Below are 12,668 nucleotides of genomic sequence, written 5' to 3' on the forward strand. Positions count from 1 at the left end.
TCCGGCCGGGTTGTCGTCCCTTTACTTGTAATCGCCCGTGAGGACGAAGGCCCCCCAGTAGCCGGGGTGCGGGTAGCGGTTTCTCACGTGCAGCATGGCCAGGCGCAGCGCCTGGGCCTTGTCGTTTTGGCCGTAGTCCCGGTAGAACTGCTTCATCAGTATGGCGCTTGAGACGTCGGAAACGCGCCACAGGCTGGAGACCAGGGCGTGGGTCCCGGCGAAGAGGAATGCGCGGTTCATGCCGATCACGTCGTCGCCGCTCTTCACGTCCCCCAAGCCGGTCTGGCAGGCGGAGAGCACCACGAGATCCGCCTTGATGTCCAGCCCGAACACCTCTTCCGCCTGCAGGCGACCGTCGTTCTTGCCGTCCTTGGCCAGCCGGATCGAGGAGAAGAGCGGGTTGACCGTGTCGAACTCGCCGTGCGAGGCGAGATGAATGATACCGAACTTGGCGATGTTCTCACGCACCCAGCTTTCGGTGGCCCGCTCCCGGGTCAGGGTGGTCACGTCGCTGTAGTTCCAGCGCAGCGTCCCGGCCTCCTTCTCGGCGAAGGGGAGGTCCAGCGCGGCGTTGCCGAGGTCCGGGTTGCCGATGGCCAGGATGCGCAGGTTCTTCTGTGCCTGGCGCCGGGCCAGGGTGTGGCGGTACACCGAGGCGGCCGGGAGGTGGAACAGGGTGTGCCGGTCCACCAGGTAGTCCCTGCCGTCGTAGAGGGTGGCGAAGGAGAGGTAGTGCAGGCTGCCGTGCGGCACGATGCCGATCGTCTGTCCTTCGGGCATGCCGGAGAGCGGCTCCGAGAGGAGGAGCCGGTACAGCTCCCGGGAGTTCTGCTCCAGCGGCTCCAGGTTCTGCAGCATGCGCCGGTAGGTGGCGATCCGGTCGGCGAGCTCCCGCGCGGAGACCTTGAGCACGAAGAGCCGCGAGCCCTGCCGCTCCAGGCGCCAGCAAAGGAGCCGGTCCGGGAGCTGGTAGTAGGAGAGGAGGGACACACCTGGCTCCAGCAGGGCCTGCACCTCGGCCGCCGTGACCGGCGTCACCTTCACCAGCGCCAGAAGCTCCGGACGGCGCCTCTCGATGTCGAGCAGGAGGTCCTGGTAGTCGGCGCGCAGCTTGTCCAGCGCCCCCGCGTACATGGTGCGCTCGGCAGGGGTCGCGGCCTGCTGCGCGAGCTGCTCCTGTTCCTGGATTTGCTCGCGCAGCCGGTTCTGGCGGTCGTAGAGGTCCTGGTCGGCGCCGCCGGAGAGGGAGAGGCGCTGCCGCCCCAGGATGTCGATCAGGTTCCTGGCCCGGGATCGCTCGGCGACGGCGAAGGCCTCGTCGTGGCGCTTGAGGTCCACGAGGAGCCCCACGAGCCCCTGGTAGACGTCCATCTTGTCCGCCAGGAAGCCGTCTTTCAACTGGTCCAGCCTGATCTCGGCGCGCAGCCCCTCCACCGTCTCCAGCGCCTGGCGGTAGGAGGCGACGGCACCCTCGCGGTCCCCCCCCTGTTCTTTGAGCCGCGCCAGGCCGAGCAGGGCGCGCCAGCGCACCTCCCTGAGCAGCATGGCGTCGGCGAGCTCCAGCGCTTTCGTGTAGCTTTCCGCCGCAGGGGCGCTCATGTTGCTGCGGGCCCGGGCGTCCCCCAGGGCCAGGTGGATCTTGGCCTGGTTCACCTTGTCGCCGATGGCTTCGGCAAGTCCCGCCGCCTCGGCGAGCAGTTTCAGCGCGCCCGCCGGGTCCCCCATCTTGAGCCGGGTCTGCCCCAGGTTCCTCAGGTCGTAGGCGATGGCCCAGCGCGAGCCGAGGGCCCGGTCGATGGAGAGGGCCTGCCCCAGGCTCTCCAGCGCACCCTGGTAGTCGCCCGACTCGCGCCGCACGAGCCCGATGTTGTTCAGCGTGGTGGCGCTCTCGTCGCGGCGCACCTCGAGCTTGCCGGCCAGCTCCAGGGCCTGTTTCAGCTCGACCAGGGCGCGCCTGTTGTCCCCCAGGGTCCACCAGATCAGGCCGCCGGTGTTCTTGGCCATCACCTGCTCCAGCGCCCAGCTCTCCTTGAGCGCCGCCTTTTCCACCTGCTCGCGCAGGTCGAAGGCCTCCTGGTAGCGCCCCTGGAACCAGGCGTTGTTCCCCTGCTCCAGCACGATGCGCATGCGGGTCTTCAGCTCGGAACTCCCCACCTTGGCCAGGGCCTCGCGGTACAGGGCATCGGCGCTCGGGAAGTTCCCCAAAAGGCGCTGGCAGCGACCCCGCTCCAGGATGGTCTCGGCCTCCAGGGCCTGGTTGCCGTTTTTCGCGTAGAGCTCCTGTGCCTTTTGGTAGTAGCGCTCGGCGACGGCGAACTGGTTCAGGCGCAGGTCGAAGATGCGCCCGAGGTTGCGGTACTGGTCGGCCAGGTTCAGCTCGTCTTTCAACTGGGCGCGCAACCCGGCCGCCTCCTCGAAGAGAGAGCGCGCGGCGGGATAATCGACCGCGTTCTCCATGACCACCCCAAAATCGGAAAGGGCGGCGGCCTGGTCCTTGGCGAGCCCGAGGTCGGCGAAGATGGAGACCCCTTCCTTGAGCGCCGCCGTCGCCTCCTTGAAGTGCTCCAGGCGCCCCTGCAAAAGCCCCAGCCGCAACAGGGCATCGGCGTGCTCGGCGGAGTACGGCTTTTCCTTGGCCAGCCGCTGCACCAGCAGTTCGGCATGGGCCACGGCGCGTTCCGTGAGCCCGGCGCCGAAGGCGCTCTCCCGTGCGTGGCGGTGCAGCGCGGCGCGGTTCTTGGCGAGCTCCGGGGTGGCATCGGCGACCACCAGGGCGTTGTCGAATAGGGCCAGGGCCTGGGCGTAGCGCCCGTCGTTGTGCGCCTGCACCGCTCTTTTTACGTAGTCGTTGAAGAGCTTCTTGGCGAGGAGGGCGCTCTCCCCGGCGTCGCCCCCCCAGTCGCCGATGAGGAGCCAACCTGCGGGAAGCTCCCGCCGCGCCTGGGCGAGCGAACGAAGAGCGTAGCTCTTCGCGAACGGGGTCAGGTCGGCGGGTCGGTCGGACAAGAGGAGGCTCGGCACCCCGACGAGGGTTGCCAGCTGCCCGAGGTACCAGGCCTCTCCCGCTCCCCCCCTGGGGGCCAGGAGCAGCGACACCGACTCGCCGTCGGCAAGCTGCACCAGGTCGCGACGCACCCCGCCGGCATCCTCCCAGGCAGCACTGAGGGTCCCCCCGTCCCCGGGCCGGTTCGGCACCGTGGGGAGGAGCCCGGCGGCGGCAGGAAGTGCCAGGGTGTGGGCGTCGGGAAGACGGGCCGGCAGTGCGTCGGCCGGGAGCTTCGTGAAAGGCGCCAGGGTCGGCCACACCCCCGCCGGGTCCAGCACCTGGGTCCGCAGCGGGCGGCGCTGCGCCACGCTCTTCAGGAGCTGGCTCGCGCTCACCCCCCAGCTGAGGACGTTCGCGGAGGCGAACTGTTCGGGCCTTTCGTAGAGGGCGACCAGGGCGGGGTCGTTCAGCCGGGGCGCGACCGCCGAGCGCGGCAGCGTTTCCGCCTTGAAGCCGTCCTTGCCGTCGAAGGCAAAGACGAGAAAGCGGTCGCCCGGAAGCGGTACGAGGCGCAGCACGGGACGCCCGGCAAGCCGCTCCATGACGTCGATCGCCTCGGCGGGCTGCGGCGCCAGGGCCTGGCAGAGCTTGGCCCCTTTGCCGGAAGCGCACTCCTTGCGGAACGAGGCCAGGAGCGCCGCGAAACGTTCCCTTTCACCGGCGCTGCCGCCCGAGAGCGCGGCCGACGAGGCGGCCAGCCGGAGCGCGCCGGGGCCGGCAACTGCGTAGTAGGGGGGAAGGAGCTCCAGCTTCTTGCCCAGTACCCCGTCGAGGACCGTCTGCTCCTGCTGTGCGCGCAGCTTCAGATAGGCGGCGTCCTCGGGCGCGGCCTTCCCGAGCGCGGCGCTCACGCGGTCCAGTTCCGCCAGGTGCGGCGCGCCCTTGCGCAGGAGTTCGACGGTGGCGCCGTCGTCGACGCCCAAGAGGCTCCGTCCCAGGATCTGCACCCGCTCCAGCTCGGAGAGCCGCTCCACCAGGGCGAACCCCTGCTCCGGGTCCTTGGCGGTCAGCGCCTCGATGCGCGGTGCGAAGCGCTCGGCAAGCTCGCCGAGCCGCAGGTCGTACTCCGTGGGGGGAAGCCGGTCCAGGAGTTTGAGGGCGGCGTCGTAATCCCCAAGCGCCGCCTGGGCGCGCCAGGCCATGGCGTCGTTGCCGGCGGCGCGCGCCTCGGCGAGCGCGGCGGTGTAGCCGGCCTGGGCCGCCTCGGAAAGCCCCAGCGCGACAAGCGTCGCCGCCCGGTTCAGGCGCGCCGCCAGGCGCGCCCCCACGGTGTGCCGTCCCTGTAGGGGCGAATAATCATTCGCCCCCCCCACTGCCGCGCCGGCTTTCAGCACCTTGTCCCAAGCTGCCACCGCCTTGTACAACAGCGCCTGCCGGCTGGCCTCGTCGGCACGCCCGGCGGCAAGCCGGGCCAGGATGGCGCCGGCGTCGTTGCCGTAGCGGGCGACCGCATCCGGCGGAAGCGCGTCGCGGTAGGTGTCGGCCAAGGCAGAGCAGGTCCCCTGCGACTCCAGGAATTCCGCCACCTCGCCCGGCGCGGCGTCCTCCGGGAGCAGCATCCCCCAGTTGACCAGGTTCAGCATGGCGCCCACGGCGTTGCCGTTTCTGAGTGCTACGGCGGTCGCCTTCTTGAACCCCGCGGCGGCCGCGGCACGGTCCCCGCGGGCGTAGGCGAGCTGGGCGGCCCGGTGGCTCAAGAGCCCCACCCCGAAGAGGTCCCCCTCTGCCAGCTTTTCGACCCGTTCCGGGTAGCGCCCGAGCAGCTCCTTGAAGAGCTTCTCCGCCGTGGCGTTGTCGCCCAGGTCGGCGGCGATGCGCGCGAGGTAGCTCTGCGCCAGGCGCCTTTCCTGCTCCGCCGAGAAGCCGAAGGCGGCCTCGGTGGAGCCCCCCTTGTCCAGGGCGACGTTGGCGGCCACGTTGATCAGCCCGCCCCCGCGCTTGGGCGCGCTCTTCTCCTCGGGTGGGTACTGGTCCAAAAGCGCCAGCACCTCGGTGAACCCGTCCCGGGAGAGCGCCAGGAGCCTCTGCCGTTCCGCACCGGAGGCGGTCTCGGCCTGGCGGTAGGCGGAGATGCTCGCCGAGCGGCGGTTCGCCGCCAGGTTGGCATGGCGCCCGAGCGCCCGGTTCAGCCGGTAGGCCTGGTCGAAATGGGCCAAGGCCTGCTCGAAGCGCTCCGCGTCGAAGTTGGCAAGGCCCAGCCGGTCGTGCAGCTCCGCCCCGGTCTCCACCAGGCGCGGCACGTTGTCCAGCTCGCGCTCCACCGCGCTCGCCATCGCGTTCAGCTCCAGGAGGTACTTCTCCCCCTGCGGCACTCCCGCGCAGGCCTCGGCGGAGAGCTTACGCTGCCGCACCAGGAGGCCCCTCAGTGCCTCCTCGAACTTCCGCCACCCCGCTGCCGGGGGCGCTTCCACCCGGTCCACGCCGAGCAGTTCCAGCTCCGCATTGATCGCCTGCTGCCCTGCGAGCCACTGCTCCTGCTGGGGAGAGAGCTTCTGCCCGGCGAAGAGACGCTCGTTGACCCGGCGGGTCAGGCGCCCGAACTGCTCCAGGGCACGCGCCGGCTCCAGGCGCGACTCGGCCAGCTTGAGCGCCCGGCCGTAGCCGTCGATGGCGGCCTGCTTCTCCCCCACCTGGAAGGCGACGGCGCCGTAGCGCTGCTCGAAGAGGAGCTCGGTGTCGACGTTGTCGAAGGGGACCTTGGCGGCGAGGCGCTGGCTGTAGAAGCTCCAGGCCGTGGCGTTGCGCCCCAACAGGTACGCGATGTTGCCGATGTTGAGGGAGAGGTTCGCGCTGTTCTCTGGGTTTTCCTGGGGACGGTTCAAAAGCTTGGCGCGGCGGTAGAGGTTCAAGGCCCGCTCCAGCCCCCCCCGCTCGCCGTGCACCGTTTCCAACACCTCCGCGATGTAGCCGCGGGTCTGGAATGGGTACTCGGAGCCGGGCAGCCGCTCGGCGGCGCGGGCGATCAGGCGGTCCCCCTCCTTGAGGGATTCCTTCCCCGGGAGGTAGGTGTAGCAGAGCCCCGCGCCGTAGAGGAGCACCGGGTCCTCCGGGTAGGATTGCAGCATCTTCTTGTACAGCTCCAGGAGCTCCCGGGCCTGCCCCTGGGCGGCCACGGACTTTATGTAGCCGCGGTGCGCCTCGAGGCTCTTCCCCTCGTAGCGGATCAGGTCCAGGAAGGCGGCGCGGGCGGCGGAGACCTCACCCAGGCGGTACAGGCTCTCGCCGGCGGCGAGGCTCTTTCTCAGGTAGGCGGCGCGGGCGAGCTGGTACAGCGGCGCATCCTCGGGATGCTCACCCATCTCCTTTTCATAAAGTGCCGTCGCCTCGCCGTAACGCTCCTCGCGGTAGAGGATCTCGGCCAGCGCGAAGCGGGCCGCGGCGGTCGGTGTGGCGATCGCGGGGAACTGCTCCAGCACGGTGCGGTAGGCGTCCTTGGCGCGCACCCAGTCGCCCCCGCGGTAAGCGAGGTCGCCGACCCGATTCCAGGCCCCCATGGCCAGACGCGGCAGGTTGGCGCGGTACTGCTCGGCCAGGGCCGCCAGGCGCTCGCGCGCGTCGGCGTTTTTCGCCGTCAGCTGGTCCAGGATCTCGGCGATCGCTGCCTCGGCCCACTGCTCCTGCCGGTCGTATTTCTTGGCCACCTCGACCAGGGCCGCGACCGATCCCTCGCCCCCCTCGATCCGGGCCAAAAGCCTCGCACGGCGGTAGGCGGCCTCGGCCAGGATCTCAGGAGCGGCGGAGGTTTCGGCGAGTGCCTTCTCGAAGCGGGCGATGGCGGCCAACTGGTCTTCCGCGCCGGAGCCGTATTCCGCCTGGAGCCGGGCGCCGTCCACGAGGGCCCGGGCCGTCGCGTCGCTCCCCTTGCCTTGCGCCGCCCGCAGCATCTCTTGCTGGGCCTCGGCGATCACCGTCTTGCGGCGTCCGGCGACCACCACCTCTTCGCAGCGGCTCTCCGCCTCCAGCCGCAGCCGCGCGATCGCGGCAAGCGACGATTCCGGGAAGGCTGCGTAGCGGTGCGCGGCCTCGGCGTAGCGATCCTGGGCCTGGCTGCGCTCGCCGCCCTGCTCCATGAGCCCGGCGAGGGCCAGCGAGGCCAGCGCCCCTTCCCGCGTAGGCGCCTCCTCCCGCGCCAGCACGCGCAGGCAGGCGAGCCGTGCCGTGGCCGGGTCCGCCGGCTGGCGCTCCAGGATCACCCGGGCCACCTGCCATTGACCGGCGGGGTCCGCCTGGTCGGGGACCTCCCCCGAAACCGGCAGCGACAGCACCTGCCCCCCCGCCGCCGCGCCCGCCACGAAGAGCACCCGGTCCCCGGCCGGGACCGGGGCCGCGGTGGAGAGAAGGCCGGAGGTGAGCGGGAAGGCGGCCGGGAAACCGTGGCTTCCATCGCGCTTTAGTTGCAGCCGGAACACCGCTCCCCCGTCGGGCCCGTCCGCCGCATCCCCGGTCGGGGGAGCGAAGCGGGTGAAGAGGAGGGTCTCGCCGTCCTGCCAGACCGGGTAGAGGTCGCGCTCGGCGCCGGTGGTGAGCTGGGTCAGGCGCCCTCCTTTCTCCCAGAGCCAGAGGTCCCCCCCCGGATCCTTGTCGCGGGAGACGAAGGCGATCCGGTTGCCGTCGGGGGATGCCGCCGCGAAGGCCGCGTCGATGCCGATGGGGAGAACTTCCCCCTTGCCTGTGCCCAGTTCCAGGCGCACCAGGTCGCGGCGCTCGGCGCCGGGGAGCTGGCGCTGGTAATAGAGGGCGCTCCCGTCGGGGGAGAAGCCCGGTGCGTCTTCGCCTGCGTCGTTGCCGGTGAGCCGGCGCGGCTCGGCGCCCGCTCTGGCCAGGTCGAGGAGCCAGATGTCCCCCTTCAGGTCGTCGCGCTCGTCGGCGTAGGCGAGTTGCGTCCCCGCCGCGTTGAAGGCGGGAGCGGAGATGCGCACGGGGCTCTTGGACAAAAGGCGCGGCAGTTCCGCCACGTTGCCGGCCGGGTGCAGCCAGAGCTCGTACCCCGCGTCCCCCTTTTCCACCGTGGCGATCCACCTACCGTCCCGGGAGCGAGTGGCGTAGAGCACGGACTGCGGGGTGTAGACCGCCGGCGTCGGCGCCACTTCCGGGCGCGAGCGCGGGGCCGGGCGCGGCGCTGCCGGAGCGAGCAGCTCCTCGCCCAGCGGCACCGCTTCCGCCCTCCCGGAGAGGAGCGCGGCGAGGGCCAATAGCAGGGTGATCTTTCTGGCGACGGCGTTCATCGGGTTACCCATTTCCCGTCATCCTCTTGCACCTTGGTGCCGGGGGCGCTGTTCTGGCGGTTCACCCGCGCGAAGACCTTGCGGATGGCGGGGAGGTCCTTCGCCGTGAAGTTCTCGTTGGTCTGCACCACCCGGAGCATCAGGATCTCGCGTGAGCGGTTCACTTCGTTCACCACCTGGCGGAATTCCCCCTCGCCGAAGCGGCCGGCGAAGGCCTTCAGGTCTGCCGGGGCCTTTTCCGGGACCTCGCGCGGGAAGCCGGTCAGGGTCCCCTCCAGGTTTTCCCCCACCCACCCAAGCCGTTTCAGGGCCTCGACGTCGTCTGCGTGGAAGGCGATGTTTTCCAGCGCCTGCGCGGCCTCCTGCTGTTCCGGCGAATGTTTGGGCGGCGTTTCCACCCGGCCGGTGGGCGAGACCCCGCGCACCGACGCGACCAGGAGCACGTCCTCGGAAAGCGCGTTGTAGGTTCCCAGTACCTGGTTTTCCAGCGAGGTCCGCTCGCTCGCCACGTTGACGTCGACCTTGGCGAGAGTGCAGCCGTAACTTGACGCCAGCAGCAAAACCACGACCGCCAACTTTGCGGGAGCCAGGAGGAGGGGGCGAATCGACAATTGACAATCGACGATGGACAACGGGGTCGACCAACGTCGAACGTCGAACGGTGAACGGTTTTGAAGGTTCAACGTAGAACGTAGAACACAGAACGTAGAACCTGTTTTAGTCCTTGGCATTGCTCCTCCTTTTCAGAGACGGCTTACCTTTTTCATCGATGACCAGCGTGTCGGAACGGACCAGGTCCAAAAGGGTCCTGGACGAGGCGATGGCGACGAGCAGCCGCTTCAGTTCGTTCTGGATGGGGAGTTCCGAGATGCGCAGGCGCTCGATCCTCGGGATGGCCACGTCGACTCCCTTCACCACCACCTCCCCCTCGCAGTCGAGGGCGCCGTCGACGGCGCTCACCCGCAACCCTTTCAGGTCGGCAACCTGCAGTGACTTGCGCTGCGCCACGATCTTCTCGTTACGCTGGTACGGATCGAGCGCGAAGAGGGCGCGGTCCAGGATGCGCGAGCTGAAACGGCGCAGGTTCAGGTTCAGGCGCATCCCTTCCAGGAGCGCGCGCTGTTCGGTGGCAAGGGGCGCGGAGAGGCTCAGCTCGCCGGTCAGTTCCCCTTCCCCGCCGGGACGCTCCCCCCCCGCCGCCGGGAAGAGGAGCACCGGGTCGAGGCGGGAGAAGTAGCAGTAGGTGGTGAGGACCGGGACATCGCGGGAGAGATCGATCATGCCGCGCGCCCGCACCGTCCCCCCTCCCACCTCGGCCTGGAAGAAGCTGACCCCCAGCGCCTCGGGCTCGAGGAGCAGGTCCGCCTCCAGGGCGCTGGCATCGATGGGAACGGCGCCGGACTTGAAGGAGGCGCTGCGGACACTGATCTTGCGCGGTCCCCCCATGAGCCCCCTCAGGTCCTCGTAGATGCGCGCCGACAGGTCCGAGTTGGGCGCTCCCAGGGGTGCTACCGGCGCCGGTCGCACCAGCCCCGCCGAGAGTGGTACCCACTCCTCCCCCTTCCCCTGCGATTGGGCCAGCGCGTAGCTGCGATCCAGCACGAGGTCCGCCCTGACGCCGCTCGCCGCCACCCCCTTGCCGTCCGCCACCCCGAAGTCGCGGCACTTGCCGTACCCCCGCACCCTCAGCTCGCGCGCGGCGGTGAGGTCGACACGCGCCCCAGCGGAGAGGTTCCCCGCCAGTCGCCACCCCGCCAGCACCTGCTTCGCCTCGGGCGGGAAGTTCCCCTCCAGGTGGGCGAACATGGTGGCGTCCAGGCGCCGCAACAGGGTGGCCGCGTCGAACTTCCCTCCCGGGTCCTCGAGGAGGGCATCGATCCGCCCGACGGTGAGGTCGGCGATCTGGGACAGCCCCAGCGAGGCGACCTTCAGCTCTTGGGTCAGCCGGAGCTCCTTCCACCCCGCCAGCTCCCCCTGCAGCGTGAGCGTCCCGGACTGCAGCGGCAGCGTTCCCGCCGTGCCCGAGAGGCCGGTGATCGACGCGAAACGGAAGCCGCCGTCCATGGCAAGCGGCTCTCCCGGACGCGGCAGGGACAGGCGCAGTTTCGGCGCCGTGGTGAGCCCCTGCACCCGGTAGCTCCCCCGGGGGGCGGGGACACGAAGCTCCAGGTCGGTCAACTCGAGCGCCAGTTCGGCCCGCTCCAGCAAAGCGAGGCTTCCCTTCGCCTTGCGCAACGGGTTCTCCTCCCTGGGGAGCGGGGCTAACGGCAGCGGCGCCGCGAAGTCCCAGGAGGAGGAGGCCAGGCCGGCGGCATCGAAACCGGCGGGAAGGAACGGGCGCGCGACCGGCATGAGGCGGCGCAGGTCCAGGCGCAGATTCCCCTTGCTGGCGGCGAGCTGCCGCCCCTGCCCGGTAAGGGCCGCTTCGGCATCGAGCGAGAGGGCATCGGACGCCGCAAGCGAGCAGGTGGCGTGCTGCACGGTCGGGCTCCCCCCCCCCTTGGGCGGCAGGTGCACCCCTTGGGCGGCGAGGCGCGCGCTGAACGGTTGCAGCGTCACCCGCTTCCCCTGCTGGTTCGCCTGCACGGTCCGGGCGGAAAGCTGCAACAGCGGCAGCGCGAGATCGAGGGCACCGCCGCTGAAGGTGCGCGCCTTCAGCTCCAGCTCCTCCCGCACCTGCTCCAGCGCCAGCTCGCTCCCCACCCCGGCCCGCTCCAGCTCCAGCGTCTGCCTGACGTCGGCCAGGGCGCGCTTCCCCTTCAGATCGATCGCGGTCAGGGCGAGCTTCACCCCCCCCTTCATCCCGTCCACCCGCACCGGCTTCTTGCCGGCCAGGTCCAGCCGGCGCCCCGTATAGGACAGGTCGGCCGCCACCCGCACCGGCTTCATCTTTTTCAGGGGAATCACCCCCTGGTCCAGCGAGAGGGCGATCCCCTCCCCCTGCAGGGGGCCGCCTGCCAGCGCCAGTTGCAGCCGCGGCAGCTCCACCCCTAATTTCTCGATCCGCACCGTCCCGTCGTTGGCCGGCCCCTCGAGGCGCACCTGCAACCTTACGAGCGACACCGTCCCCTCAAGCTCCCGCACCGGCAGGTTCTCGGGGAGAAAGGGTGCCGCCACCTGCCGGGCCCGTCCGAGCTCCAGGCGCAGCGGCCCCAGCTCCGCAGCGACGCTGCGCGACTTCTCGGTGGGGCGGTCGACCAGCGCGTGCCAGGACGCTGCGATCAGCCCGGGGCTCGCCAGGCTCCCCTCCTCGAAGGCCACCTGCTGGCGCTCGTGGTTGCTGACGAGTTTTTGGCGCAGACGCAGGTTCAGGGGGCCAAGGCCGCCCCTTTTGCCCGGCAGGCGGCTCACGGCCAGCCGGTCGCCGTCCAGGGCGAGCGCCACGCGCAGGTCTCCGGCTCGGTCGGTCTGCGCCTTCAGGTCCAGCGCCAGCTTCCCCCCCAGCTCCGGGACGGGCTTCCTGGCGAAGGGTGCCGCGAGACGGACCAGCTCGGGGAGGGAAAGGGCCAGGTTGGCCTTGAGCCCCTCGGGACGGGTCACCCCGCCGACGGCGCTGAAATCGACACCCGGAAGAGCCGCCCGCGCGGTGAAGGAGGCGGCCGCGGGCTTGATGCGGTAGGCTGCCGTGACCAGGTCGGCGAGCTCGGCGCTCAGGCGCACCGGCTGCGGCTTCCCCTCGTCCACCGCGACCTTCCCGGAGAACGAAGTACGGATGGGGAGCCGGCTCAGCGAAGGAACGGCGAGGCCGAAGGTGAAGTCGCTCAGGAGCAGGTCGCGCTTGGAGTCGGGGTCGGCGTAGTGGATCTTCATGGGGGCGGCATCCGCCGAGAGGCGCAGGTCGAGCGGCAGCGGCCACTCCATGGACTGGAACTTCTGCACCCCTTCCGCGATGCGGGTCAGCGGATCCTTGAGCGGCTTTGCCTCGGGGGGCTTCGGGGGGCCGGGGGCGAGCTCGGCCTCAAGCGTCCTGACCTTTAGGTCGACGCTCAGGCACCAGCGCCCGGTCCCCTTGTCGCGGGAAAGGCCCGGTTCGAGTTTCAGCTGCTGCAGGGACGCGTGCAGAAGCGGCGGTGGTCCGTCGCCGAGCACCAGCCCGGTGAGGGCGATGCCGTCGGACCAGGAGACGTCGAGGTCGGACCAGGAAACCGGTTTTTTCAGGGCCTTGGAGATCCCCAGCCGCAGCAGGGACTGCGCCGGGTCGGTGGAGAGGAGGGCAGGCAGGAACGCCACCAACAGCACCAGCAGGAGGAGGGCGGAGAGCGCAAAGGTGCAGCCCACGAAAATGACGCGTCTGACACGAAGGGTACTGATGTAGGCAAGGAGGCGACGGAGCATCAGTCAATGTCCCAGGGGTACGGAGGAAAATTTCGAAGAGTTTTTGTTACCATCTCCGCCGT

The 12,668-nt window shown here is 70.2% G+C and carries 3 protein-coding genes; all 3 read right to left on the reverse strand.

From position 1 onward, the window contains the following. Positions 1 to 21 precede the first annotated feature (21 nt). Positions 22 to 8,283 (reverse strand): CHAT domain-containing protein, encoded by an 8,262-nt coding sequence (locus KOM00_RS11925; RefSeq protein WP_216499145.1) that lies wholly within the window; start codon positions 8,281 to 8,283, stop codon positions 22 to 24. Then, positions 8,268 to 8,837: a DUF1318 domain-containing protein gene (locus KOM00_RS11930; RefSeq protein WP_239027588.1), complete on the reverse strand. Its 570-nt coding sequence runs from the start codon at positions 8,835 to 8,837 to the stop codon at positions 8,268 to 8,270. Before KOM00_RS11930 ends, KOM00_RS11925 begins: the two co-directional genes overlap by 16 nt. A 151-nt stretch (positions 8,838 to 8,988) precedes the next feature. Next, complete coding sequence (locus KOM00_RS11935; protein ID WP_216499147.1) at positions 8,989 to 12,606, reverse strand: hypothetical protein; 3,618 nt, start codon at positions 12,604 to 12,606, stop codon at positions 8,989 to 8,991. Between the last annotated feature and the right edge of the window lie 62 nt (positions 12,607 to 12,668).

This window comes from Geomonas diazotrophica, assembly GCF_018919385.1.
Taxonomy (GTDB): Bacteria; Desulfobacterota; Desulfuromonadia; order Geobacterales; family Geobacteraceae; genus Geomonas; species Geomonas diazotrophica.

Bases quoted from the DNA above. Each gene is read 5' to 3' on its own strand.
- KOM00_RS11925 (WP_216499145.1), bottom strand. From the start codon at position 8,283: ATGGGTAACCCGATGAACGCCGTCGCCAGAAAGATCACCCTGCTATTG.
- KOM00_RS11935 (WP_216499147.1), bottom strand. From the start codon at position 12,606: ATGCTCCGTCGCCTCCTTGCCTACATCAGTACCCTTCGTGTCAGACGC.